At 70.9% G+C, this 23,916-nt stretch carries 22 protein-coding genes; 13 read left to right on the top strand and 9 right to left on the bottom strand.

The window, feature by feature from the left end; all coding sequences use genetic code 11:
• Positions 1-38: 38 nt before the first annotated feature.
• A complete protein-coding gene (locus tag GQQ95_RS05150; RefSeq protein WP_212275295.1) occupies positions 39-476 on the bottom strand; it encodes an Rv3235 family protein in 438 nt (145 codons plus the stop codon).
• Positions 477-649: 173 nt separating this feature from the next.
• On the opposite strand from GQQ95_RS05150, the gene GQQ95_RS05155 reads away from it, so the two are divergent.
• Positions 650-1,255, top strand: a complete 606-nt coding sequence (locus tag GQQ95_RS05155; RefSeq protein WP_157426587.1) for a hypothetical protein — start codon at positions 650-652, stop codon at positions 1,253-1,255.
• A 25-nt stretch (positions 1,256-1,280) separates the two neighbouring features.
• Here GQQ95_RS05155 and GQQ95_RS05160 read toward each other — a convergent pair whose 3' ends face one another.
• On the bottom strand, positions 1,281-1,577 hold the full coding sequence (locus GQQ95_RS05160) for a helix-turn-helix domain-containing protein (RefSeq protein ID WP_157426588.1): 297 nt from the start codon (positions 1,575-1,577) through the stop codon (positions 1,281-1,283).
• Positions 1,578-1,695: 118 nt separating this feature from the next.
• Between GQQ95_RS05160 and GQQ95_RS05165 the strand changes: the two genes are divergently transcribed.
• The 3 genes from GQQ95_RS05165 (at position 1,696) to GQQ95_RS05175 (ending at position 5,136) form a co-directional block, all read left to right on the top strand.
• A complete protein-coding gene (locus GQQ95_RS05165) occupies positions 1,696-2,316 on the top strand; it encodes an SAF domain-containing protein (protein WP_170296970.1) in 621 nt (206 codons plus the stop codon).
• Entirely contained in the window at positions 2,316-3,569 is a 1,254-nt protein-coding gene (locus tag GQQ95_RS05170) for a CpaE/TadZ family protein (protein WP_157426590.1), read from the top strand. Before GQQ95_RS05165 ends, GQQ95_RS05170 begins: the two co-directional genes overlap by 1 nt.
• A 73-nt stretch (positions 3,570-3,642) precedes the next feature.
• Complete coding sequence (locus GQQ95_RS05175; protein ID WP_157426591.1) at positions 3,643-5,136, top strand: sensor histidine kinase; 1,494 nt, start codon at positions 3,643-3,645, stop codon at positions 5,134-5,136.
• Positions 5,137-5,372: 236 nt separating this feature from the next.
• On the opposite strand, the gene GQQ95_RS05180 is transcribed toward GQQ95_RS05175, so the two are convergent.
• Entirely contained in the window at positions 5,373-5,621 is a 249-nt protein-coding gene (locus GQQ95_RS05180) for a WhiB family transcriptional regulator (RefSeq protein WP_122937656.1), read from the bottom strand.
• A 201-nt stretch (positions 5,622-5,822) separates the two neighbouring features.
• On the opposite strand from GQQ95_RS05180, the gene GQQ95_RS05185 reads away from it, so the two are divergent.
• Complete coding sequence (locus GQQ95_RS05185) at positions 5,823-6,281, top strand: hypothetical protein (RefSeq protein WP_212275297.1); 459 nt, start codon at positions 5,823-5,825, stop codon at positions 6,279-6,281.
• A gap of 70 nt (positions 6,282-6,351) precedes the next feature.
• Here the strand turns inward: GQQ95_RS05185 and bcp are convergent, their stop codons facing one another.
• The 3 genes from bcp to aroA all read right to left on the bottom strand — a co-directional run bounded on the left by bcp (position 6,352) and on the right by aroA (position 9,331).
• The gene (bcp, locus tag GQQ95_RS05190) at positions 6,352-6,828 is read right to left on the bottom strand and encodes a thioredoxin-dependent thiol peroxidase (protein WP_157426592.1); all 477 of its coding nucleotides are present in this window, start codon (positions 6,826-6,828) and stop codon (positions 6,352-6,354) included.
• Positions 6,829-6,926: 98 nt separating this feature from the next.
• A complete protein-coding gene (rsgA, locus tag GQQ95_RS05195; protein WP_157426593.1) occupies positions 6,927-7,964 on the bottom strand; it encodes a ribosome small subunit-dependent GTPase A in 1,038 nt (345 codons plus the stop codon).
• A complete protein-coding gene (gene aroA / locus GQQ95_RS05200; protein ID WP_157426594.1) occupies positions 7,961-9,331 on the bottom strand; it encodes a 3-phosphoshikimate 1-carboxyvinyltransferase in 1,371 nt (456 codons plus the stop codon). The genes rsgA and aroA overlap by 4 nt, the downstream gene beginning before the upstream one ends.
• A gap of 142 nt (positions 9,332-9,473) precedes the next feature.
• On the opposite strand from aroA, the gene GQQ95_RS05205 reads away from it, so the two are divergent.
• The 3 genes from GQQ95_RS05205 (at position 9,474) to GQQ95_RS05215 (ending at position 12,745) form a co-directional block, all read left to right on the top strand.
• Positions 9,474-10,118, top strand: a complete 645-nt coding sequence (locus GQQ95_RS05205) for a sigma-70 family RNA polymerase sigma factor (protein ID WP_212275299.1) — start codon at positions 9,474-9,476, stop codon at positions 10,116-10,118.
• Positions 10,115-10,372, top strand: a complete 258-nt coding sequence (locus GQQ95_RS05210; protein ID WP_157426596.1) for a zf-HC2 domain-containing protein — start codon at positions 10,115-10,117, stop codon at positions 10,370-10,372. The genes GQQ95_RS05205 and GQQ95_RS05210 overlap by 4 nt, the downstream gene beginning before the upstream one ends.
• A gap of 93 nt (positions 10,373-10,465) precedes the next feature.
• Positions 10,466-12,745: an MMPL family transporter gene (locus tag GQQ95_RS05215; protein WP_157426597.1), complete on the top strand. Its 2,280-nt coding sequence runs from the start codon at positions 10,466-10,468 to the stop codon at positions 12,743-12,745.
• Positions 12,746-12,820: 75 nt separating this feature from the next.
• On the opposite strand, the gene GQQ95_RS05220 is transcribed toward GQQ95_RS05215, so the two are convergent.
• On the bottom strand, positions 12,821-16,639 hold the full coding sequence (locus GQQ95_RS05220; RefSeq protein ID WP_157426598.1) for a multifunctional oxoglutarate decarboxylase/oxoglutarate dehydrogenase thiamine pyrophosphate-binding subunit/dihydrolipoyllysine-residue succinyltransferase subunit: 3,819 nt from the start codon (positions 16,637-16,639) through the stop codon (positions 12,821-12,823).
• A 147-nt stretch (positions 16,640-16,786) separates the two neighbouring features.
• Between GQQ95_RS05220 and guaB1 the strand changes: the two genes are divergently transcribed.
• The 4 genes from guaB1 to GQQ95_RS05240 all read left to right on the top strand — a co-directional run bounded on the left by guaB1 (position 16,787) and on the right by GQQ95_RS05240 (position 21,224).
• Positions 16,787-18,226: a GMP reductase gene (guaB1, locus tag GQQ95_RS05225; RefSeq protein WP_157426599.1), complete on the top strand. Its 1,440-nt coding sequence runs from the start codon at positions 16,787-16,789 to the stop codon at positions 18,224-18,226.
• Positions 18,227-18,339: 113 nt separating this feature from the next.
• Entirely contained in the window at positions 18,340-19,668 is a 1,329-nt protein-coding gene (locus tag GQQ95_RS05230; protein ID WP_157426600.1) for a hemolysin family protein, read from the top strand.
• The gene (locus GQQ95_RS05235) at positions 19,665-20,702 is read left to right on the top strand and encodes a hemolysin family protein (RefSeq protein WP_157426601.1); all 1,038 of its coding nucleotides are present in this window, start codon (positions 19,665-19,667) and stop codon (positions 20,700-20,702) included. Before GQQ95_RS05230 ends, GQQ95_RS05235 begins: the two co-directional genes overlap by 4 nt.
• A gap of 90 nt (positions 20,703-20,792) precedes the next feature.
• On the top strand, positions 20,793-21,224 hold the full coding sequence (locus tag GQQ95_RS05240) for a VOC family protein (protein ID WP_212275301.1): 432 nt from the start codon (positions 20,793-20,795) through the stop codon (positions 21,222-21,224).
• A gap of 10 nt (positions 21,225-21,234) precedes the next feature.
• Here the strand turns inward: GQQ95_RS05240 and GQQ95_RS05245 are convergent, their stop codons facing one another.
• Both GQQ95_RS05245 and GQQ95_RS05250 read right to left on the bottom strand, forming a co-directional pair.
• Positions 21,235-22,353, bottom strand: a complete 1,119-nt coding sequence (locus GQQ95_RS05245) for an NADH:flavin oxidoreductase/NADH oxidase (protein WP_157426602.1) — start codon at positions 22,351-22,353, stop codon at positions 21,235-21,237.
• Positions 22,350-22,997: an HAD family hydrolase gene (locus tag GQQ95_RS05250; RefSeq protein ID WP_157426603.1), complete on the bottom strand. Its 648-nt coding sequence runs from the start codon at positions 22,995-22,997 to the stop codon at positions 22,350-22,352. Before GQQ95_RS05250 ends, GQQ95_RS05245 begins: the two co-directional genes overlap by 4 nt.
• Positions 22,998-23,020: 23 nt before the next feature.
• On the opposite strand from GQQ95_RS05250, the gene GQQ95_RS05255 reads away from it, so the two are divergent.
• A complete protein-coding gene (locus GQQ95_RS05255; protein WP_157426604.1) occupies positions 23,021-23,869 on the top strand; it encodes an ADP-dependent NAD(P)H-hydrate dehydratase in 849 nt (282 codons plus the stop codon).
• Positions 23,870-23,916 lie beyond the last annotated feature (47 nt).

A 23,916-nucleotide genomic window follows, 5' to 3' on the forward strand; every position in this document is an offset into this window, starting at 1 on the left:
CCTGCCCGGGTGGCGCGAGCGCCGCGAGCTGCTCGAGGTCAGAGCACGGCGATCGCGCTCGCACGCCAGCGCTGGTCGAGTCCCTCGAGGCGGATGGCGATCGAGCGGACCCGATGCGGCTGGTGGACCAGGACGACGGCCTCGACGACGCCGTCGGCCGGTTCGGTCACGATGACACGGCCGATCCGGAAGGTCGGCCGCTGCGGCGAGAGGCCCTTGATGCGTCGCGCGCGGGTGGCCAGCACCACGCGCTTGGTCAGGGTGCGATACACGTCATCGGTGACCCACCGCGCCAGCTGCTCGAGGTCGCGGGCACCCGCCATCGCCTCGACGATGCAATGGGTCAGGCTCTGGAGCATGCCGGTCGGATCGGGGAGCTCGCTCCGCCGCGAGAGCTGGCGACCGAAGAACTCGTCGTCGTCGGCATAGGAGGCCGAGGCACGGGCGTCGAGGCGAACGGCAGGGCGTGCGGGCATCTGTGCTCCATCTGGGAAGGCGGGGGCCGGCGGCCGACGACGTCCCCCGAACGGGGGACGAATCAGGGGCCCTGCGATTGAATGTAGGAGTGCGCCGGAAGCGGTGTCAAGCACGATTCCGCACCTGTGGATAACATCCGTTGCGCGCGTGGGCCTGCGGCTAGCGTGCGTGCATGCGCTGGGACCTCCTCTTCGATGACCTCGAGGCGCGGCTCGACCAGGAGCAGCGCGATGAGGAGCGGGCGCTCGCCCTCGAGGAGGAGCGGCTCCGCCTCGGGCGCCTCGGGCTCCGCGATCGCCTGGTCGTGATGGCCGGCGTCCTCGAGCACGATCCGGGCGCCGTGGTTCGCATCGAGCTCCGGAGCGGCGAGCCGGTCACGGTCCGCCCATCGGCGTTCGGTCGCGACTGGCTGACCGCCGAGCTGGTCGGCGGTGCCCCCGGACACCGGTGCGTGCTTCCGTTCGCGGCCATCGGTGCGGTCCTCGCCGGGCCGAGACTGCTCGAACGCAGTCTCGAGCCGCACGCCGAGCCCGCGTCGAGTCTCACGGAGCGCATGGGGCTGGCCTTCGTGCTGCGCGATCTCAGCCGCCGCAGGGCGCCGGTGCACCTGCTCACCGAGAACGGCCGCGTTCACGGCACGATCGATCGTGCGGCACGCGACCATCTCGATCTGGCCGTCCACCCGGCCGGAACACCGCGCCGTGAGCGCGATGTGCAGGGCTATCGCCTCGTGCCGTTCGACCGGATCCTGCTGGTCTCGTTCGATTCGATCGGGTGACCGGGGTCGGCGCAGAGCACCGAACTCAGGGGAGCAGCGGGCGGGGCCCCATCGACGTGACGTTCGAGAAATCGGTCACATCGGCGAACTCGCCCTGGTTCCACAGTGCCGATCTGCGCGTCTGCTCGAGACGGAAGTCGATCCAGAACTCGAGCTGCGTGCGCTCGATGCGCCACGGGCCGCTGTCGCCGACGCGGATCGCGGGAAGCTCCCCGGTGCCGATGAGCCCGAGGATGGTCGCCGGGTCGACCTCGAGGATCTGGGCGGCATCGGCGACCGAGAGGAACCGCCCGAGCTCGCCCGCTTCTGATGTGCTCACCATTCGATTATCGACCTGCGGCCGAGACGGCGACCCGGGTGTGGATAACTTCCCGGCGTTCCGACAGGGTTCGGCGACGATGGTTCCCGGTGCGGCGGAGGGCGTCGCCGGAGGGAGCAGCATGCCGCGTCGATCAGACCGAGGTGCGGTGCGCATCGATCCACGACTGATCATCGGCGTGGTGCTGGTCGTCGGTTCGACGGTGGGGGTGACCTCCCTCGTCAGCGGTCTCGACGACGCGAGCGAGGTGTACACGGCCGCGACGACGCTGAGCCCCGGAGATCGCATCACCGCCGACGACCTCGTCGTCGAACGGGTCCGCTTCGGCGCGCCGGCCATCCGTTATCTCGAGCCCGACGCACTGCCGCGCGACGGCCTCATCGTCGTCTCGACCGTTCGCAAGGGCGAGCTCGTGCCGGTCGCCTCCGTCGACGACGTCGACCGCGCTGGACTCGCGACCGTCGTGGTCAGCAGCCGGGCGGCGCTGCCCCGGGACGTCGAGGTCGGAGCACTGGTCGACGTCTGGGCGGCGCACCGGGTCGAACGGGGCGCGTACGACCCGCCGGCCGTCATCGTGCCCGGGGCCGAGGTGGCGGCGACCACCGGGGGCGGCGGCATCGTCGACGGTGGAGCTGCCTCCGTCGAACTGCTCGTGCCGCGGGAGCGCGTCGCCGTCCTGCTCGAGGCGCTCGCCGCCGAAGACGTGATCGACCTGGTCCCCACCCGGCCGACGGACGAGTGATGAGCAGGCTCGCGTTCTCACTGGATCCGTCGGTCGAGGACCGACTCCTCGCCGATGCGGTCGAGGCGGGCCATGTCGTCGTCGCGAGGGCGATGGGCTCGGCCGATCTCATCCAGGCGCTCGATGTGGTCGCTCCCGACGTCGTCCTCGTCGGAGCGGGACCCACCGCGCTGAGCGCAGATCTGCTCGAGGCCTGCGACCTGCGCGGCGTCCGTCTTCTGGCCCTCGCCGCGAGCGATGCCGAGCGCGCGCACGCGCGTGCCATCGGCCTGCACGAGGTCTTCGATCTCGACTCGAGCTGGGCGCAGCTCGAGTCGGTCGTCAGCGGCGGCGTCCCCGTGCCCTCACGCGTCGGGCTGGGGGCCGCCGGTCGCGATCGTGCCGCAGGCGCGGTGATCGCCGTCTGGGGTCCCGGCGGTGCCCCAGGGCGAACGACGCTGGCCGTCAACATCGCGGCCGAGCTCGCGGTCGCCGGCCATCGCGTCGCGCTGGTCGACGCCGACCCCTACGGCGGGGCCGTCGCACCCGCGCTCGGCCTGCTCGACGAGGCGCCCGGCTTCGCATCCGCCTGCCGACTCGCCGGTGCCGACGCCCTCGATCGCGGTGAGCTCGAGCGCATCGCCCAGCGTTATTCCTCGCCACGGGCCTCGTTCGACGTGTTCACCGGGCTGGTCGGGCCGAGCCGATGGCCGGAACTGGCGAAGGAACGGGTGCTCGCGTCGATCGGGAAGATCCGCGAGTCGGCCGAGTACGTCGTCCTCGACACGGGGTTCAGCCTCGAGCACGACGAGGAGCTCACGAGCGACCAGTTCGCCCCGCGTCGCAACGCCGCCACGTTCGCCGCTCTGTCGCTCGCCGACGACGTCATCGCCGTCGGTCTCGCCGACCCGGTGGGCCTGTCGAGGCTGCTCCGGGGGCACTCCGAGCTCGTGGAGCTCGTCGATCCCGACCGGGTGCACGTCCTCGTCAATCGCGTGCGCACGAGTGCGCTCGGCATCGACGCCTACGGGCAGGTCCGTCAGACGATGCGACGCTTCTCCGGCCTGTCCGAGGTCGCGATGCTGCCGCACGATGGTCGGGCGACGGATGCGGCCATCCTCACCGCGCGCACCCTCCGCGACGCCGCACCGAAATCCCCCCTCCGCCTCGCGATCCGCGATTTCACGCGAGACGTGCTCCTCCCGGTGCCGGAGCCGGTCGAGCGCCGCCGGTTCGCCTTCACCAGGGCCAGGGTGGGCGCCGTCTCGGCGTGATCCATGCGGTCGGGCGGCGCCGGTCGATGCCGTGGCCCCGTCTCGCGGCATCCGACCGCTACGCTTGGGGACTGTGTCGACCCTCAGTGATCTCGTCCTCGCACAGGGCCGCAGCAGTCAGGCCGATGTCGACTGGCTGCACATGCTCGTCGGAGACCTCCAACTGCTCGCCGATCTCGCGTTCGCCGACATCGTGCTCTGGGTGCCCTCGGCCGGCGACGAGTTCGTCGCCGTGGCCCACACGCGGCCGTCGAGCGCGGCGACGCTGTTCTACCGCGACTTCGTCGGTCAGCCGATCAAGTCGCAGTGGCGCGATCTCGTCACGGACGCGTTCAGCGGCGCACGCATCGCCGACTCCTCGGCTCCGGACTGGTACGAGGAGATGCCGACCCGCGTGCGGGCCGTTCCCGTCATGCGCCGGCTCGGATCCGCCGGCACGGAGATCGCCCCGACGCCCGTCGCGGTCATCACGCGCCACACGAACCTCAGCACCACGCGAACCGCGAGTCGCCAGGAGCTGACCTTCAACGAATGCGCCGACGAGCTCTTCGAGATGATCGCCTCGGGCGACTTCCCCGACCTCGGCGCGCCGACGGGACCCCGCCGCGGTGCTCCGCGCGCGTCCGACGGCCTGATCAGGCTCGACGTCGACGGAATGACCACCTTCGCGAGCCCGAACGCGCTCTCCGCCTTCAACCGCATGGGATTCGAGGACGAGCTCGAGGGCGAGTCCCTCGCCGAGGTCACGACGCGCCTCCTCACGGGAAAGCTCGTGGTCGACGAGTCCCTGCCGCTCGTGGTGACGGGCCGGGCGCCGTGGCGAACCGACATCGAGTCCCGCGGGGTCACCGTGTCGCTGCGCGCCATCCCGATCCGCCGCAGGGGCGAGCGCACGGGAGCGATCGTGCTGAGCCGCGACGTGACCGAACTCCGGCACCAGGAGCAGGAGCTCATCACCAAGGACGCGACGATCCGCGAGATCCACCACCGGGTGAAGAACAACCTCCAGACGGTCGCCTCACTGCTGCGCATCCAGGCGCGTCGTACCCACTCCGACGAGGCGCGCGATGCCCTCACGCAGGCCATGCGCCGCGTCGGCGCGATCGCCGTCGTGCACGACACGCTGTCCGAGGGCCTCACCCAGAACGTCGACTTCGACCAGGTGTTCGACCGGGCGCTGCTCCTCGTGGCGGAGGTCGCCTCCGCGCACAACACGACGGCGCATCCGAAGCGGTCGGGCTCGTTCGGCGTGCTGCCGAGCGAGTACGCGACTCCGCTGGCGCTCGCGCTCACCGAACTCGTGACCAATGCCGTCGAGCACGGGTTGGCCGGTCAGGAGGGCGACGTGGAGATCACGGCCGATCGCTCGCAGACGATGCTCACCGTGCAGGTGCGCGACACCGGGTCGGGGCTGCCGGAGGGCAAGGTCGGCGAAGGCCTCGGCACGCAGATCGTCCGCACCCTGATCCAGGGCGAACTGGGCGGCACCATCGACTGGCACACCGTCGTCGGGCGAGGCACCGAGGTCACGATCGAGGTCCCGTTGCGCTGGATCACTCCGGCCTGAGCCCGCTCGCGGCGAGAGATGCAGCGCGGCGTGCTGCACAACGTCAGGTCGGTGATGGCGCGCTCGGGTCGATCGGTTGCCGCGATTCGACGCAGAGCAGACAAGCGGCGAAGCAGTGCGCGCGGCGTGGCACGACGGCCGCGAGCAGCGCGGTGCAGCCTGCGTCGTCGTGGAGAACGAAACGACGCCGCGGCCCGAGGGCCACGGCGTCGTGAGTTCGTGCGGGGTGCGGCTGGTCAGCCGGCGCGGCGGGCGCGAGCTGCGCGGCGCTTGAGCGCCCGACGCTCGTCTTCGCTGAGGCCACCCCAGACACCCGAGTCCTGACCGGTCTCGAGGGCGTACTGCAGGCAGATCTCGGTGACCGTGCAACGACCGCAGACGGCCTTCGCCTTCTCGATCTGGTCGACGGCGGGACCGGTGTTGCCGACGGGGAAGAAGAGTTCCGGGTCAGCCGTGAGGCAGGCGGCCTTGTCGCGCCAGTCCATGAAGATGCTCCTTGCAGTGTGTTTCGTTTGCAGACGCGCACGATTGCGCGAGCCGAATCCGGCTGTGCTGCGGGGGGAAAGCCGAATCTCGGGAAGTAGGATCGGGATCGATCGGCTCACGTCCCTGTGAGCATCAATTCGGCCTCATAAATGGTCGCATAGCGGAGAGATCGAATCAATAGCCGTGAATGGGATAACGCTGTGAATACCGGCGACTCGCGCCCCGACATGCCGCCCGCGGCATCCACCGGCGGCGTGCGCGCCGCCCTCGTGACGATCTCGGTCGTGCTCGCCCTGGAGGCCCTCGCGCTGATCGGCGTCGCGGCCTGGTTGGTGGTCGACCTGCTGACGGTGGCGCCGTCCTCGTACGCGACCGCCATCGCGCTCCTGGTGCTCGTGCTCGTCGCCGCAGCCTGGATCACCGCCGTGGCGGTGGGGTCCGTGCGCCGGGCGTCATGGGCGCGCGCCTCGGCGATCGTCTGGCAGGTGCTGCAGGTCTCGGTCGCGGTCGGAGCGTTCCAGGGGCTGTTCGCGCGCGCGGACGTCGGGTGGGTGCTCCTCGTGCCGGCGATCACCGTGATCGGCCTGCTGCTCTGGACGCCGGTTCGCCTGGCGTACACGGGCCACGGAGACGAGGAACGGGCGCCGCACGGCGCGTGAGGCGTCGTGCGGCGCCCGTTCGGACGTCACTCGGAAGGGCCGGGCGCGGGGACCCGCGCCCAGCCTGGCGTCAGCCGTCGAGCCCGAGGTCGCGGCGCACCCGCGCGACGTGACCGGTCGCCTTGACGTTGTACCAGACGCGCTCGATGACGCCTTCGGCGTCGATGACGAACGTCGAGCGGATGCTGCCGACGACCGTCTTGCCGTAGAGCTGCTTCTCGCCCCAGGCGCCGTACCGCTCCTGCACAGCGTGGTCCTCGTCGGAGAGCAGCGTGAAGTTCAGCCGGTCGCGCTCGGCGAAACGCCCCAGCTTCTCGACGGCGTCCTTCGAGATGCCGACGACCTTGACGCCGGCTGAAGCGAACGAGTTGAGGTTGTCGCGGAAGTCGCAGGCCTCGGTCGTGCACCCGGGCGTCATCGCCTCGGGGTAGAAGTAGAGCACCACGCGGCCGCCGCGGAGCTGCGAGAGCGTGGTCGGCGTTCCGTTCTGGTCGTTCAGGGTGAAGTCGGGTGCGAGGTCGCCGGGGGCGAGTCGTGCATCGGTCATGCCCCCATGGTAGGCAGCTTCGGTCGGCGAACGCTCCGAGGTCGGTGGGAGCTGCGTGGCGGAGGCGCCGGCGCGGTGCGGTGCGGAGTCGTCCCGGCTCAGGCGAAGGTGGCAAGCAGTCGCTGCAGCGACTCGAGGCGCGCGCGCCCGGTGTCGCCGAGCTCGCCGGCGGCAACCGCCTCGGCGATGGCGCAGTCGGGGGCGTCGGCGAGGTGCGTGCAGCCGCGAGGGCAGCGTTCGGCCACGAGGGCGAGGTCGCTGAACGCCCCGAGGATGTTCGCGGGGTCGACGTGCCCGAGACCGAACGACCGGACACCGGGCGTGTCGATGACCCACCCGCGGCCGGCGGGGGTCACGAGGCGCAACGACACGGTCGAGGACGACGTGTGCCGACCCCGGCCGGTGACGGTGTTGACCACGCCGGTGGCGCGGTCGGCTCCCGGGACGAGGGCGTTCACCAGGGTGGACTTGCCGACGCCGGAGTGCCCGACGAAGACGGTCCGATGGCCGATCAGTTCGGCGGTGATGCGATCGATCGGCATCTCGTCGGAGCGCGAGCGCACGACCGGCAGGTCGAGGCCCGCGAAGTTCTCGAGGAAGGTCGACGGATCGGCGAGATCGGTCTTGGTGATGCAGAGGATCGGCTGGATGCCGGCGTCGAAGGCCGCGACGAGATAGCGGTCGACGAGCCGGATGCGCGGCTCGGGGTTGGCCGCGGCGACCACGATGAGCATCTGGTCGGCGTTCGCGACGATGACGCGTTCGACCTCGTCCGTGTCGTCCGCGCTGCGCCTGAGCAGCGTGCTGCGCTCGCGCACGCGGACGATCCGCGAGAGCGTGCCCGGCTCGCCCGAGGTGTCCCCGACGAGGTCGACGTGGTCGCCGGTGACGACGGACTTCCGGCGCAGTTCGCTTGCGCGGGCGGCCGTGATCGGGTGTTCGTCGGCGCCGTCCTCGTCGACGAGCACCGAGTAGCGGCCGCGATCCACGCCGAGCACCACGCCCTCGACGGCATCGGCGTGCTCTGGACGCACCTTGGTCCGCGGCCGGCTTCCGCGACGGCTCGGCCGCACGCGCACGCTCGACTCGTCGAACTCCGGTTCGTCCTCGTCGTCGTCGGCGTCCCACCAGGTCATGCGAGCATCTGCTCCCAGAGGGCGGTGAACTGGGGCAGGGTCTTGCCGGTCGAGCCGATGTCGTCGACGACCACGCCGTCGACGCCCAGTCCGATGATGGCGCCGGTCGTGGCCATGCGGTGGTCCGCGTAGGCCCGCCAGTCGCCTCCGTGCAACGGCGCGGGCGTCACCTGGAGGCCGTCCTCGAGTTCCCGGACGTCGCCGCCGAGTCCGTTGATCTCGGCGACGAGCGCCGCGAGCCGGTCGGTCTCGTGGTGCCGGATGTGGCCGATGCCCGTGAAGGTGCTGGGCCCGTCGGCGAAGGCCGCGAGGGCGACGAGGTTGGGCACGAGCTCCCCGGCCTCGGACAGGTCGAGATCTGCTCCGCGGATGCCGCGGCCGCCGTCGCTCGTTGCCTGCGGCGCGTGCACGGTGAGTCGGTCCTCGACATGCTCGACGCGCGCGCCGAAGCGGGGGAGCAGGTGCTCCAGCTGGGCACCGACCTGCGTGGTGGTGTCGGGCCAGCCCGTGATCGTCACATGGCCGCCGGCCACGAGGGCCGCGACGAGGAACGGTGCGGCGTTGGAGAGGTCGGGCTCGATGTGCACGTCGAGGGCACGGATCGGCCCGGGCGCCACCACCCAGCGACCGCGCTCGGGCGAGGCGACCTCGATGCCGCGCTGGCGGAGCGTCTCGATCGTCATCTCGATGTGCGGCAGGCTCGGCAGGCGTTCGCCGGTGTGGCGCAGGTCGAGACCCTCCTCGAAGCGAGCGCCCGAGAGGAGCAGTCCGGACACGAACTGGCTCGAGGCGGAGGCGTCGAGCTCGATCTTGCCGCCGGCGACGCGGCCGGTGCCGTGCACGGTGAACGGCAGGGCCCCCCGCCGGTCGTCGTCGAGGTCGACCCCGAGCGCACGGAGGCCCTCGATCGAGCCGCCCATGGGCCGGCGCCGCGCGGCCTCGTCGCCGTCGAAGGTGGTCGGGCCGAGGGCGAGTGCGGCGACCGGCGGCACGAAGCGCATGACCGTGCCCGCGAGGCCGCAGTCGATGGTCGTCGATCCGAGCAGCTCCTCGGCGGGGATGACGCGCAGGTCGTCGCCGAATCCGCCGGTGCCCGGCATCCGTTCGAATCGCGTGCCGAATGCTCTGAGGGCATCGATCATGAGCTCGCTGTCGCGGGACCAGAGCGGGGCGTGCAGGGTGGACGGCCCGTCGGACAGTGCTGCGAGCACCAGCTCGCGATTTGTCAGCGACTTCGAGCCGGGCAGGGCGACGACCGAATCGAGGGGACCCGATGCGACGGGCGCACGCCAGCCCGGCTCGGGCTCCGTCTGGCGATTCACGCCGTATGGATCGAACTCCGGCTCGGAATACTTCGAGATCTGCATCGGTTACCAACAGTAGCGTCCACGGACGCGGAAGGAGTTGATGCGAGTGCCCGTCAGTGTGATGCGTCCCGAGACGTCGAGCAGGATGGCAGTACCCCGCCGACGGGCGGCGGTCAAGGGCGACGGCCTAAGATGGCCACTGATGACTGCCGACGAGATCGCCGCTGCACCCGACGCCGAACGCCCGCTGGGCGCCATGTTCGAGGAGCAGGCGCTGCCGTTCATCGACCAGCTGTACGCGGCGGCCCTGCGCATGACGAAGAACCCGGCCGACGCGCAGGACCTCGTGCAGGAGACGTTCGCCAAGGCGTACGCCGCCTTCGGCCAGTTCACGCAGGGCACCAACCTCAAGGCGTGGCTGTACCGCATCCTCACCAACACCTTCATCAACACGTATCGCAAGAAGCAGCGCGAGCCCTACCAGGGCACGATCGACGAACTCGAGGACTGGCAGCTCGGGGGCGCGGAGTCGACCACGGCCCGCGCGAGTCGCTCGGCCGAGGCCGAGGCCATCGACCACCTGCCCGACAGTGCCGTGAAGGACGCGCTGCAGGCGCTTCCCGAGGACTTCCGCCTGGCGGTGTACTTCGCCGACGTGGAGGGCTTCTCCTACCAGGAGATCGCCGACATGATGAACACTCCCATCGGGACCGTGATGAGCCGACTGCACCGTGGCAGGCGCCTCCTCCGCGAGTCCCTCGCCGACTACGCGCGCGAGCAGGGCATCGCCACCGCCGGGCCGGCTTCCACCCCCAAGAGGCAGAAGTTGCCGAGGAGCCCCAAATGAACGACTGCGGCTGTGAGAAGGCCCGAGCCGAGCTCGAAGAGTACCTCCACCACGAGTTGGCCAGTGCGGATGCCGCTGACATCCGTGCCCACGTCGAGAACTGCGCCGACTGCCGGAACGAGCTCCGGGTGGGCGTCGCGATCACCGAGGTGATGCAGCGCGCCTGCAAGGAGAGCGCGCCCGAGCAGCTGCGCCAGCTGGTGCTGACCCAGATCCGCACGGTCCAGGCCGGGCACCGGACGACCACGAACTGACCCGGGCGGCTCCCGCCAGGGCAGCCAGCGGGCCCGCAGCTTCAACCGTTCGACTGACGCCCGCGCGACGGCGGGAGCGTAGCGTCGGTTCCGATGAGATCCGACGACCGCACCACCAGTTCCGCCCGGCAGGGCCGTGTTCCCACTTGGCTCCGCGTGCTCCTTCCCGCGACCCTGATCCTGCTCTGGTTCGCCGCGTTCGGGGCCGGCGGTGCCTCGTTCGGCACCCTGAGCGACGTCGTCGAGAACGACCAGGCCCAGTTCCTCCCCTCGTCCTCGGAGTCGGCCGAGGTGCAGGCGCTGCAGGCGGAGTTCCGCGGTGACGAGTCGATCCCGGCGATCGTCGTCTATGCGCGGGACGGCGGGCTGACCGAGGCGGATGCCACGGCCATCGCCGCGGACGCGGATGCGTTCGCCGCCATCGACGGCGTCGTCCAGGACGGCGTCTCGCCCGCGGTCGACTCCGAGGACGGCGAGGCGGCCGAGGTGTTCGTGCAGATCGACGCCGACACCGAGGTGAAGGACGTCGTGGGCGAGCTGCGCGAGCGCGTGGACTCGACCTCTGGCGACGGCCTCGAGGGCGCGGTCACGGGGCCGGCCGGCTTCACCACGGATCTCGCCAATGCGTTCGCGGGCATCGACGGCCTCCTGCTGCTCGTCGCGTTCTCGGCCGTGTTCGTGATCCTCGTCATCGTGTACCGGTCCCCGCTGCTGCCGGTCATCGTCCTCGGCACGAGCCTCACGGCGCTCTGCGCCTCGGTGCTCGCGGTGGTCACGCTCGCCGAGGCCGACGTGCTCGTGCTGAACGGGCAGACCCAGGGGATCCTCTTCATCCTCGTGATCGGCGCCGCCACCGACTACTCGCTGCTCTACATCGCGAGGTACCGCGAGGCGCTGCACACGCACGAGCGCAAGTGGGATGCCACGTGGGCGGCGCTCCGCGGATCGTGGGAGCCGATCCTGGCCTCCGGCGGCACCGTTATCGCGGGGCTGCTGATGCTCCTCGCGAGCGACCTCGGCTCGAACAAGATCCTCGGCCCGGTGTCGGCGATCGGCATCGTGTTCGCGCTGCTGACCTCGCTGACGCTCCTGCCCGCGCTCATGCTCTGGGCCGGCCGCACGGCATTCTGGCCCGTGCGCCCGAAGGTCGCGGCGCATGTCGAGGCGGACGACGTCGTGGCACGGCGCGGGATCTGGCCCAAGGTCGCGCGTCTCGTGGCCCGTTGCCCGCGCGTGACGTGGATCGTCTCGACGCTGCTGCTGGCCGTCATGGCACTCGGGCTCACGCAACTGAAGGCCGACGGCGTGCCCTCGAGCGAGTTCGTGCTGGGGGCCTCCGAGGCCCGCGACGGCCAGGCCCTGCTCAGCGAGCACTTCCCGGGAGGATCCGGGACCCCCGCGGTCATCATCGCGTCGGAGGAGCAGCTCGACGACGTGGCCGCCGTCGTGCTCGACACCGAGGGCGTCGACTCGCTCTCGGTCGTCTCGGAGGACTCGCCGAGCGGGTCGCTCCCCGTCACCGAGGACGGCATCCAGCCCCTCGGGCCGCCCGGGACGCCGGCCGGCGAGCCCACGGTGATCGACGGACTCGTGCAGCTGGACGCCACCCTCGACGCGGCGAGCGACTCCGACGAGGCCGAGGCGGTGATCCTCGACCTGCGCGACGGGCTCGCGGAGGTCTCGACCGACGAGGCTCCCGTGCTCGTGGGCGGTGCTGCGGCCGTCGCGCTCGACACGAAGGTCGCCTCGATCCATGATCGCAACCTGATCATCCCGCTCGTGCTGGGCGTCATCCTGCTGATCCTGATGCTCCTGCTCCGGTCGATCGTCGCGCCGGTGCTGCTGATCGCGACGGTGGTCCTCTCGTTCGCCGCGGCGCTCGGCGTCTCCGCGATCGTCTTCAACGGCGTCTTCGGGTTCCCCGGTGCCGACCCGGTGGTGCCGCTCTTCGGGTTCGTCTTCCTGGTCGCACTCGGCGTCGACTACAACATCTTCCTCATGACCAGGGTGCGCGAGGAGAGTCTCGCGCACGGCACGAGGGAGGGCGTGCTCCGGGGCCTCGTCGTGACCGGCGGCGTGATCACCTCGGCGGGGCTCGTGCTCGCGGCGACGTTCGCGGCGCTCGGCGTGCTGCCGATCCTCTTCCTCGCGCAGCTGGCCTTCATCGTGGCCTTCGGCGTGCTGCTGGACACGTTCCTGGTGCGCTCGCTGCTCGTCCCGGCGCTCGCGTACGACATCGGCCGTGCCATCTGGTGGCCGTCCAAGCTCGGACGGCTCGGCGATGCCGGGCCCGCGCGCGAGGAGATCGCCGCCGACCTCGCTGGGACGGCCTCCGCCGCTGAGGTGCACCACACGCCCGAGCACCGGGCCTGAGCCGCGACGCCCTGAGACGCCGAACGGGGGCGGATGCCATGCGGCATCCGCCCCCGTTCGCGGTGTGGGAGCGACCTACAGCGTCAGCGCGCGGCTCACGAGGTCTGCCTGCTCGCCCGCGTGCCGCTTCGCGGAGCCGGTGGCCGGCGACGCCGAAGCGGTGCGCGAGACGACGCGGACCGGGCGCTCGCCCAGCTTGTTCGTCTCGACGATGAAGTACGGCCACACGCCCTGGTTCTCGGGCTCGTCCTGCGCCCACATGAACTCGGCGTTGGGGTAGCTGTACGCCACGCGCTTGAGCTCCTCGGAGGGCAGCGGGTAGAGCTGCTCGAGGCGGACCAGCGCGATCTCGGGGTTCGGGTTCTTGTCGAGCTCGGCGAGGAGGTCGTAGTAGATCTTGCCCGAGACGAACACGATGCGCTTCACGGCCTCCTTGTCGGTGATCCGGGCGTCGTCGATGACGGGCTCGAACCGGCCGTTCGTGAAGTCGGCGACCTCGCTCGTCGCCCCGCGCAGGCGCAACATGGCCTTGGGCGTGAAGACCACCAGCGGTCGGCGCGGACGCGCGTAGGCCTGGCGGCGCAGGAGGTGGAAGTACGACGCCGGCGTCGATGGGCGGGCCACCGTCATGTTGTTCTCGGCGCAGAGCTGGAGGTAGCGCTCGATGCGGGCGCTCGAGTGGTCGGGGCCCTGGCCCTCGTAGCCGTGCGGCAGCAGCAGCACGACGCTCGAGCGCTGCCCCCACTTCTGCTCGGCCGACGAGATGAACTCATCGATGATGGTCTGCGCGCCGTTCGCGAAGTCGCCGAACTGCGCCTCCCAGAGCACCAGCGCGTCGGCACGCTCGACGGAGTAGCCGTACTCGAAGCCCATGGCCGCGTACTCCGACAGGAGCGAGTCGTAGATCCAGAACCGCGCCTGGTTGTCGGAGAGGTTCTGCAGCGGCAGCCATTCCTGGCCGTTCGCGCGGTCGTGGAGCACGGCGTGGCGCTGCACGAACGTTCCGCGCCTGGCGTCCTGCCCGGCGAAGCGCACCGGGGTGCCCTCCACGAGCAGCGAGCCGAGGGCGAGCAGCTCGCCGAAGCCCCAGTCGATCTTGCCGTTGCGGCTCATGTCGACGCGCTTGGTCAGCAGCTGCTGGATCTTCGGGTGCACCGTGAAGCCGGACGGCTTGTTGCCGAAGGCGTCGCCGATGGCGTGCACGACGTCGACGTTCACGGCCGTCGTCTCGAGCTCGCCCGTGGCGGGCTGCTCGTGGTCGACGGACTCGGTCGCGCCCACGATGGGGATGGAGCCGGTCTGGGCGGCGTGCGTCTCGGCGAAGGCGCGCTCCAGGCGGTCCTGGAAGTCGCGGTGCGCCTCCTCGTACTCCGCCTCGGTGATGTCGCCGCGGCCGACGAGCGCCTCGGTGTAGAGCTTGCGCACCGAGCGCTTCGCCTCGATGAGGTTGTACATGAGCGGCTGGGTCATCGAGGGGTCGTCGCCCTCGTTGTGCCCGCGGCGGCGGTAGCAGACGAGGTCGATGACCACGTCGCGCTCGAACTCCTGGCGGTACCGGAACGCGAGCTCCGCGACCCGGACCACGGCCTCGGGGTCGTCGCCGTTCACGTGGAAGATGGGCGCCTGGATCGCCTTCGCGACATCCGTGGAGTAGATCGAGGAACGGGCATCGCCCGGGACGGTGGTGAAGCCGACCTGGTTGTTGATGTTGACGTGGATCGTCCCGCCGGTGCGGTACCCGCGGAGCTGGGACATCTGCATGGTCTCGATCACGACGCCCTGCCCGGCCATCGCGGCATCGCCGTGGATGAGGATCGGCAGCGTCGAGAACGTGCCGATGGGCTTGCGGTCCTGCTTGGCGCGGACGATGCCCTCGAGCACGCCGTCGACGGCCTCGAGGTGCGACGGGTTGGCCGCGAGCGACACGGGGATCTGCGCGCCGTCGTCGGCCGTGAAGGTGCCCTCGGTGCCGAGGTGGTACTTCACGTCCCCCGAGCCCTGGCCCGACGTGGTGCCCTCGAACTCGCGGAAGACCTGGCCGTACGTCTTGCCCGCGATGTTCGTGAGCACGTTGAGGCGGCCGCGGTGCGCCATGCCGATGGCGACCTCGTCGAGGTTCTCCTTCGCCGCGCCCTGGAGGATCTCGTCGAGGAGGGCGATGACGGACTCGCCGCCCTCGAGGCTGAACCGCTTCTGGCCGACGTACTTGGTCTGCAGGAAGGTCTCGAACGCCTCGGCCTCGTTGAGCTTGCCGAGGATGCGCATCTGCTCGTCGTGCGTCGGCTTCTCGTACTTGCGCTCGACCTGCTCCTGGATCCACCGGCGCTGCTCGGGGTCCTGGATGTGCATGTACTCGATGCCGATCGTGCGGCAGTAGGAGTCGCGGAGCACGCCGAGGATGTCGCGCAGCAGGGCCGTGCGGGTGTTGCCGAAGCCGCCCGTGACGAACTCGCGGTCGAGATCCCAGAACGTGAGGCCGTGGCTCTCGATGTTCAGGTCGGGGTGCGAGCGCTGCTGGTACTCGAGCGGGTCGGTGTCGGCCATCATGTGGCCGCGAACGCGGAAGGAGTTGATGAGCTCCTGCACGCGGGCCGTCTTGTCGATGGCGCTCGCGATGTCGACCGAGATGTCGGGGGACCAGTGGATGGGCTCGTACGGCAGGCGGAGCGCGGCGAAGAGGTCCTCGTAGAAGCCGCGCTGCCCGATGAGCAGTTCGTGCACCTTCTTCAGGAACTCGCCGGATCCGGCGCCCTGGATGACGCGGTGGTCGTATGTCGAGGTGAGCGTGATCGTCTTGCCGATGGCGAGGTTCGCGAGCGTCTTCTCGGAGGAGCCCTGGAACTCCGCCGGGTACTCGAGGGCGCCCGCGCCGATGATGCAGCCCTGGCCCTTCATGAGGCGTGGCACGGAGTGCACGGTGCCGATGCCGCCCGGGTTGGTGAGCGAGATCGTCGCGCCCGAGAAGTCGTCGGCGGTGAGCTTGTTGGCGCGGGCGCGGCCGACGAGGTCCTCGTAGGCGTTCAGGAACTCGTTGAAGGTCATCGTCTCGGCGCGCTTGATCGCGGGCACGAGGAGCGCGCGGCTGCCGTCGGGCTTCGGGATGTCGATCGCGATGCCGAGCCCGATGTGCGCGGGCTTGACGAGGCTCGGCTTGCCCTCGACCTCGCTGTAGAAGACGTTCTGGCTCGGGAACTCCTTGAGCGCCTGGATGAGCGCCCAGCCGATGAGGTGCGTGAAGGACACCTTGCCGCCGCGCGTGCGACGCAGGTGGTTGTTGATCACGATGCGGTTGTCGATCATGAGCTTCGCGGGCACGGTGCGCACGCTCGTCGCGGTCGGCACGGTGAGCGAGGCGTCCATGTTCGCCGCGAGCGCCTTGGGCATGCCCTTCAGCGGCACGACCTCGTCGGTGCGCTCGCCGTCGTCGATGACCTGCTGCGGGCTCGTCATGGGCACGTCGGCGGGGACCGGTGCCGAACGCGGGGCCACGGACGTCGTGCGGGCCGCGGGGGCCTGGCCGATCACGGGGACGGGGGTCGTCGCCGGTGCGGCGCCCCCCGGCGCAGCCGCGGCTGCGGGCTGACCGGCAGCTTCTGCGACCTGTGCCGTCTCGGGCACCGCAGCACCCGGGGCGGACTCGGGTGCCGTCGCGGCAGCCGGCTCCGGCGCGGACGCGGGCTGCGCCTCGGCGTCGGCTGCGGGCGTCTCCGGTGCAGGGGCGGTCGCGCCGCTGCGGGCGTCGCGGTACGACTCGAGCACCGGCCACCACGACCGATCGACCGACTCGGGGTCGACGATGAACTTCTCGTACATCTCATCGACGAGCCACTCGTTGGCTCCGTACTCGCCCGCCGTGGTCTCTTCCGACCCTGGCCCGGTCAATTGGCTCGACACAGCCGATCGCCCACTCTCTCCGTTGATACTGGATGTGTTTTCTCGGCGATCGCGCTCGTCGCGCACTCGGTGGTTCCCGGTCGCCTGTACAAGCCTAAACCCCTTCCCCGGGCGCTTGCTCACAGAGCGCCGGGGTAGCGTGAGCGCATGGAGTTCTATCGCACCGAACCCACCCATGACCTGACCTACTCGGACGTCTTCCTCGTCCCGAGCCGATCGGGGGTCACGAGCCGGCTCGACGTGTCGCTCGCGCCCGATGACGGGTCGGGTGCGTCGATCCCGATCGTCTCGGCCAACATGAACTCGATCACGGGCCCGCGACTCGCCTCGGCGCTGGCGAGGAGGGGTGGTCTGGGCGTCCTGCCGCAGGACATGCACCTCCAGGATCTGGCCGAGTCCATCCGCTGGACGAAGGCGCAGTCGCCGCGATTCGACACGCCCCACCTCTTCAGCCCGGACGCCACCGTCGCCGACGCGCTCGGGGTGCTGCCTCCCGTGGCGGGCCACGGCGTCGTCCTCCAGGACGCACGCGACGCATTCGCCGGATGCATCGCCGGGGAGCGCCTGGCGACGGCACTGCCCGATGCGCGACTCGGCGACCTCGTGCACGGCAGCCTCGCCTCGATCGACGCCGAGGACGTCGACACGCCCCGCCGCGCCTTCGACCTCATGGTCGACGCCGGCCTCGAGTTCGTGCCCGTGCTCCAGCACGGGAGGGTGGTCGGCACCCTCAGCCGCCGGAGCGCCCTCCGTGGAACCATCTACCGGCCGAACGTCGACGCCGAGGGTCGGCTCCGGGTCGCGGCGGCGGTCGGCATCAACGGCGACGTCGCCGCGAAGGCGCGTGCGCTCGTGGAGGCGGGCGTCGACATGCTCGTCATCGACACCGCGCACGGCCACCAGGAGGGGATGCTGCGTGCGGTCTCGATCGTCCGCGACCTCGATCTCGGCGTCCCGATCGTCGCCGGCAACCTCGTCACCGCCGACGCCGTCGCCGACCTCGTCGAGGCGGGCGCCGACGTGCTCAAGGTCGGCGTCGGCCCCGGGGCCATGTGCACCACGCGCATGATGACGGCCGTCGGACGGCCGCAGTTCTCCGCCGTGCTCGAGACGGCCGAGGCCGCGCGCGAGCTCGGTGCGAGCGTCTGGGCCGACGGCGGCGTGCGGTACCCCCGCGACGTCGCGCTCGCACTCGCCGCCGGCGCGGCATCCGTGATGATCGGCTCCTGGTTCGCCGGGACGATCGAGGCGCCGGGCGGGCTGGCGGCCGATGACGACGGACGTCTCTACAAGGAGAGCTGGGGCATGGCCTCCACCAAGGCGGTGCGCGAGCGCTTCGACCGGCTCTCGCCCTACGAGCTGGCGCGCAAGGAACTCTTCGCCGAGGGCATCTCGTCGTCCAGGATCTACCTCGACCCGCTGCGCCCGTCGCTCGAGGACCTGCTCGACATGATCACCTCGGGGGTGCGCAGCTCCTTCACCTATGCGGGGGCGCGCACGCTCGAGGAGTTCCGCGAGCGGGCCAGGGTCGGCATCCAGTCGGCTGCGGGCTACGAGGAGGGCAAGGCGCTCCCCGTCAGTTGGTGATCTCCCCGGGACGACGCGGGCCTGCGCCGATATACTTGCTCCCACAATGGATGATCCCCCCTCCGCCAATCCAGGCCACAGACCCTCGCCCGTGATCGACCGGGGAGGTGCGGATGTCTGAGTGGATCCTCCTCGGCATCGGACTGCTCCTCACGGTCGGCACGGGCTTGTTCGTTGCGAGCGAGTTCGCGCTCGTCAACCTCGACCGCGCCGACGTCGAAGCGCGTCGCGAGCGAGGTGAGACGAGGCTCTCGCTCACGATCGAGGCGTTGAAGATCACCTCGACGCACCTCTCCAGCGCCCAGCTCGGCATCACGCTGACGACCCTGCTCACCGGCTACACGATGGAGCCGGCGATCACCTCCCTCCTCACCGGGCCGCTCACCGCACTCGGACTGCCGGAGGCCATGGTGCGTCCGGTCGGCGCCACGACGGCGATCGTGGTGGCCACGCTCCTGTCGATGGTCATCGGCGAACTCGTGCCGAAGAACTTCGCGCTGGCGCTGCCGCTCGCGACCGCGAAGCTCGTGATGCCGTTCCAGGCGGCGTTCACGTGGGTGTTCCGCCCCGCCATCGCGCTGCTCAACGGCAGCGCCAACGCCCTGCTCCGCGCCATCGGCGTCGAGCCGAAGGAGGAGCTCTCGGGCGCCCGCTCGGCCGAGGAGCTGAGTTCGCTGGTGCGCAGGTCCGCCAGCGCGGGTCTCCTCGAGCAGGACACCGCCACGCTGCTCGGCCGCACCCTCCGCTTCGCCGACCACGACGCATCCGACGTGATGACGCCCCGGCCGGCCGTCTCGGCGGTGCATCGCCAGGACTCCGCGGAGTCCGTGCTCGAGCTCGCCCGCCAGACCGGGTTCTCGAGGTTCCCGGTGTACGACGAGAACCTCGACGACGTCGTGGGACTCGTGCACGTCAAGCAGGCGGTCGCCGTGCCGCGCGAGCGACGCGGCGACGTCCCGGCATCCGCCCTCCAGTCCGAGGCGCTGCGCGTTCCCGAGACGATGACCCTCGACGTGCTGCTCGGCGAGCTGCGCGCCCGCGGCTACCAGATGGCGGTCGTCGTCGACGAGTACGGCGGCACGGCCGGCGTCGCGACGCTCGAGGACCTGGTCGAGGAACTCGTCGGCGAGGTCGCGGACGAGCATGATCGCACCCGTGCGGGCATCGTGCGCCGTGAGGACTCGGTGAGCTTCCCCGGCATCCTGCGGCCCGACGAGCTCGTCGATCGCACCGGCATCGACGTCCCGGAGAACGGCGACTACGAGACCGTCGCGGGCTACGTGATCTCCGAGCTCGGGCGACTGCCCGTCGTCGGCGACGAGGTCGCGATCGAGGGCGGCCACCTGGTCGTGCAACGACTCGACGGTCGCCGTATCGACCGCCTCCGCTTCATCCCCGACCCCGAACCGGTCGACGCCGACGACGAGGGGAGCACCCGATGAGCGACTGGATGGGACTCGTCTGGCTCGTGGTGCTGCTCGCCGGCAACGCGTTCTTCGTCGGCGCTGAGTTCGCCGTCATCTCGGCCAGGCGCTCGCAGATCGAGCCGCTCGCCGAGCAGGGCAGCAGGTCCGCGAAGACCGCGCTCTGGGCCATGGAGCACGCGACGCTGATGCTCGCGATGAGCCAGCTCGGCATCACGATCTGCTCGCTGCTGATCCTGAACGTGTCCGAGCCCGCGATCCACCACCTGCTCGAGGTGCCGCTGCACCTCACCGGATGGCCCGAGAGCGTCATCTCGACGCTCGCGTTCATCGTGACGCTCGTGCTGGTGTCCTACCTGCACGTGGTCTTCGGCGAGATGGTGCCGAAGAACCTCTCGTTCTCGCTGCCCGACCGTGCGGTGCTGCTGCTCGCGCCGCCGCTCGTCTTCATCGCTCGCGTGTTCCGCCCGGTGATCGTGGCGCTGAACGCGACGGCGAACGGCGTCCTGCGGCTGTTCCGCGTCGAGCCGAAGAGCGAGGCCAACTCGACCTTCACGCTCGAGGAGGTGCAGACGATCGTCGACCGCTCGCGCGCCGAGGGCGTGCTCGACGACGCGAGCGGCACCCTGAGCGCGGCGTTCGAGTTCACGACCAAGCGCGTGACGGATGTCGCGGTGCCGATGGCCGACCTCGTGAGCCTCCCGCCGACGGCGACGCCCGCCGACGTCGAGCGCGCGGTCGCGCGGCGCGGCTACTCGCGCTACGTGATCCTGGGCGATGACGGCGAGCCCGACGGGTACGTGCACCTGAAGGACGTCATCGACCTGCGGGAGGACGAGTTCGACGACCCGATCCCGCCGAAGCGCGTGCGACGTCTCGTGTCGATCTTCGACGGAACCGACCTCGAGGACGCGCTGGCGAGCATGCGCCGCCTCGGCACGCACGTGGCCAGGGCGTTCGACGAGGAGGGCGCGACGACCGGGGTGATCTTCCTGGAGGACATCATCGAGGAGCTCGTCGGAGAGGTCCAGGACGCGACGCGTCGCGGCTGAGCCGGTGCGCGGAGCCAGTCGTTCCGCGTGAGGATCCGCCCGTCCCGGGTCGGCGTACACTGTCGCCGACCCGGGAACCGAGGAACCATCATGTTCGAGACCCTCATGGCGACGGCCGTCCTGCCCGCATCCGACCTCGACCGAGCCCGCACGTGGTGGCATGACGTGCTCGGGCGGGATCCGGTCCATGACCAGGCCGACGGCGCCGGACTCTTCTACGACGTGGGCGGCACCATCGTGATGGTGTACCGCACGCAGTTCGCCGGCACCGCCGAGAACACCGCGTTCAACCTCATGACCGACGACCTCGACCGGGACATGGCCGCGCTCCGCGATCGCGGCGTGTCGTTCCACGAGTACGACCTGCCCGGGCTCACCACGACCGGCGGCGTGGCCGAGCTCGGCGACGAGCGCAGCGCGTGGTTCAGCGACAGCGAGGGCAACATCTTCGCGATCGGCGAGTTGTCGCCCGAGATGTCGGCGCGCCTGCGGCAGATGGTGCCGAACGCCCCGGGCGCCTGACCGCCGGCGGTCACCACTCGCCGTCGTTGACCTCGGCCCTGGCCCGCAGGTACTGCACGGGCCACATCGACGTGCCCGCACCGAGTTCGTGGGCCGCGCGCAGCGCGAAGTGCGGGTCGCGCATCATCGCCCGGCCGAACATGACGGCGTCGGCGCTCCCCGACGAGACGAGGTCGTCGGCATGGCGGGCGTCCGTGATGCGGCCGACGGCCGAGACGAGGACGTCGGCGTGCTCGCCGACGTACTCGGCGTGCGGTGCCTGGTATCCGGGAAAGACGGGGATGTGCGCGTTCGCGACCAGGCCGCCGGTCGAGACGTCGAAGAAGTCCGCGCCCGCCTCCCGGCACCACCTGGCCACGATGGCCGTCTGCGCCTCGTCCCAACCGCCGTCGACCCAGTCGGTCGCCGAGAACCGCACGAACACGGGCATCTCCTCGCCGACCTCGGCTCGCACGGCGCGCACGATCTCGAGCAGCAGGCGCGCGCGGCCCTGGAGGTCGCCGCCCCAGCCGTCGGTGCGCAGGTTCGACAGCGGCGAGAGGAACTGGTGCACGAGGTATCCGTGCGCCGCGTGCACCTCGACGAGGTCGAAGCCCGCGTCGGCGGCGCGTCGTGCCCCGGCGCGGAAGTCCTCGATGACCTGGCGGATGCCGGGCTCGTCGAGCGCGATCGGTTCGCGGAGGCCCTCGAACGCCTGCGCCGAGGCCGAGACCGTCGGCCAGCCGCCGGCGTCGAGGGGCTGCGAGCCCGGCCGGCGCAGGAACTCCGCCCACACGGAGGCCTTTCGGCCGGCGTGCGCGAGCTGGATTCCCGCCGCAGCCCCCTGCGAGCGGATGAATCGGGTGATGCGCGACCAGGCCGCGGCCTGCTCGTCGTTCCAGATGCCCGTGTCGTGGTCGGAGATCCGGCCCTCGGGACTCACGCCCGTGGCCTCGGCCATGACGAGCCCCGCTCCGCCCGCGGCCATCGAGCCGAGGTGCACGAGATGCCACTCGTGCGGCACGCCGTCGAGCTCCGTGACCGAGTACTGGCAGAGCGGCGGAACCCACACCCGATTGCGGATCGTGAGGCCGCGGATCGTGATCGGGCGGAACAGGGCCGGCGTCGAGTCGGCGTGCGTCTCGCTCACGAGGCCAGCTCGCGCAGCCACGACTCGAGGTCGGCCGCGCCCGTGAACACGTGGCCCTCACCACCCACGGCGAGCGAGCCGGCGACGTTCTCGGCCTTGTTGTCGACGAACACGAACCGGTCGGGCGAGATGCCGAGCTCGGCGATGACGTGCTCGTAGATGGCGGCGTCGGGCTTCACGAGATCCAGCTCGCCACTGACGAAGACGCGCTCGAAGAGGGGCGCGAACGAGCCCGATCGAAGCCATCCCGAGTAGTCGGCCGCCGCGTTCGAGAGCAGCGCGAGCCGGGTCCCGCCGTCGTGGAGCGCGTGCAGCACGCGGAGCGTGCCGGGGTCGACGCTGAGCCAGCTGCGGTGGTCGATCGCCCAGAGCTCGTGCACGTCGATGCGGCTCCAGTCGGCTCCGAGATCGGAGGCGACATCCGCCCAGTATTCGGCGATGGAGCTGCTGCCCTGGTCCAGCGCCGCGCGATGACGCCAGTACGCGGTCCAGAAGGCGGCCTCCGCGGCGTCGCCCGCGACGCCGGCGCGTGCCAGGAGGGTCGCGCGATCGGCGTCGCTCGGACTCCGCGAGATGACCTCGCCGTAATCGAACACGACCACGCGGGGTGAGAGTCGGATGGGTTCGAGGGCTGTCGCTTGCATCCGCACCAACCTATCGTTGGAGCATGGCCACCGAATGGCGCACCTGGACCGAGTCCGACGCCCGCAGCTGGATCAGGGCGCCGCAGGCCGATGACGACAAGTACTCCCGCGGCGTGCTCGGCGTGGTGACCGGCTCGATCGAGTACCCCGGCGCGGCCGTGCTGGGCGTCGAGGCCGCGCACCGCACCGGGACGGGGCTCGTGCGCTACGTCGGCCCACGCACCGTCCGCCGGGCCGTGCTCGACCGGCGCCCCGAGACGGTCGCCGGCCGGGGGCGCGTCCAGGCGTGGCTGCTCGGTTCCGGCATCGACCCGACACGCCGCTCGTTCATGCTGCTCGGAGACCTGCAGCACGCGCTCGCCGACGGCGTGCCGGTCGTGCTCGATTCCGGCGCCCTCGACCTCGTCGGCACGCACACCGCGCCGACCGTGATCACGCCCCACCTGCGCGAGCTCGTACGCGTGCTGAATGCCCGCGAGATCCGGGCGAGCCTCGAGGAGGTGCGCGCGGCGCCGGGGGAGTGGGCGACGCGGGCCGCCGCCGAGCTCGGCGTCGTCGTGCTGCTGAAGGGCGCCACCACCCACGTCTGCGACCCGAGCGGCAATCGGCGCACGGTGCTCGCCCCCACCCACTGGCTCGCCACGGCCGGCACCGGCGACGTGCTGGCCGGCGTGCTCGGCGCCCTCGCGGCGACGCACCACCGAGAACTCTCCCGCAACGCCGAGACGCTCACCGACCTCGCGGCCACGGCGGCCTGGGTGCAGGGCGAGGCGGCGCTCCGGGCGAGCACGGCCCGTGGCGGCGGTCCGGTGACCGCGCTCGACGTCGCCGAGGCGGTGCCCGATGTCGTCGGCACGCTGCTCGCGAGCTGACCCGTCGGCGCCGCGCTCGCCCCGGGGCGCTCCCCGACTCGCCGGAC

Origin of the sequence: Agromyces salentinus, from assembly GCF_009749395.1 — a bacterium.
GTDB classification, from domain to species: domain Bacteria; phylum Actinomycetota; class Actinomycetes; order Actinomycetales; family Microbacteriaceae; genus Agromyces; species Agromyces salentinus.

Bases quoted from the DNA above. Each gene is read 5' to 3' on its own strand.
- GQQ95_RS05150 (WP_212275295.1), bottom strand. From the start codon at position 476: ATGCCCGCACGCCCTGCCGTTCGCCTCGACGCCCGTGCCTCGGCCTCC.
- GQQ95_RS05155 (WP_157426587.1), top strand. From the start codon at position 650: ATGCGCTGGGACCTCCTCTTCGATGACCTCGAGGCGCGGCTCGACCAG.
- GQQ95_RS05160 (WP_157426588.1), bottom strand. From the start codon at position 1,577: ATGGTGAGCACATCAGAAGCGGGCGAGCTCGGGCGGTTCCTCTCGGTC.
- GQQ95_RS05165 (WP_170296970.1), top strand. From the start codon at position 1,696: ATGCCGCGTCGATCAGACCGAGGTGCGGTGCGCATCGATCCACGACTG.
- GQQ95_RS05170 (WP_157426590.1), top strand. From the start codon at position 2,316: ATGAGCAGGCTCGCGTTCTCACTGGATCCGTCGGTCGAGGACCGACTC.
- GQQ95_RS05180 (WP_122937656.1), bottom strand. From the start codon at position 5,621: ATGGACTGGCGCGACAAGGCCGCCTGCCTCACGGCTGACCCGGAACTC.
- bcp (WP_157426592.1), bottom strand. From the start codon at position 6,828: ATGACCGATGCACGACTCGCCCCCGGCGACCTCGCACCCGACTTCACC.
- rsgA (WP_157426593.1), bottom strand. From the start codon at position 7,964: ATGACCTGGTGGGACGCCGACGACGACGAGGACGAACCGGAGTTCGAC.
- aroA (WP_157426594.1), bottom strand. From the start codon at position 9,331: ATGCAGATCTCGAAGTATTCCGAGCCGGAGTTCGATCCATACGGCGTG.
- GQQ95_RS05205 (WP_212275299.1), top strand. From the start codon at position 9,474: ATGACTGCCGACGAGATCGCCGCTGCACCCGACGCCGAACGCCCGCTG.
- GQQ95_RS05210 (WP_157426596.1), top strand. From the start codon at position 10,115: ATGAACGACTGCGGCTGTGAGAAGGCCCGAGCCGAGCTCGAAGAGTAC.
- GQQ95_RS05215 (WP_157426597.1), top strand. From the start codon at position 10,466: ATGAGATCCGACGACCGCACCACCAGTTCCGCCCGGCAGGGCCGTGTT.
- guaB1 (WP_157426599.1), top strand. From the start codon at position 16,787: ATGGAGTTCTATCGCACCGAACCCACCCATGACCTGACCTACTCGGAC.
- GQQ95_RS05230 (WP_157426600.1), top strand. From the start codon at position 18,340: ATGTCTGAGTGGATCCTCCTCGGCATCGGACTGCTCCTCACGGTCGGC.
- GQQ95_RS05235 (WP_157426601.1), top strand. From the start codon at position 19,665: ATGAGCGACTGGATGGGACTCGTCTGGCTCGTGGTGCTGCTCGCCGGC.
- GQQ95_RS05240 (WP_212275301.1), top strand. From the start codon at position 20,793: ATGTTCGAGACCCTCATGGCGACGGCCGTCCTGCCCGCATCCGACCTC.
- GQQ95_RS05250 (WP_157426603.1), bottom strand. From the start codon at position 22,997: ATGCAAGCGACAGCCCTCGAACCCATCCGACTCTCACCCCGCGTGGTC.
- GQQ95_RS05255 (WP_157426604.1), top strand. From the start codon at position 23,021: ATGGCCACCGAATGGCGCACCTGGACCGAGTCCGACGCCCGCAGCTGG.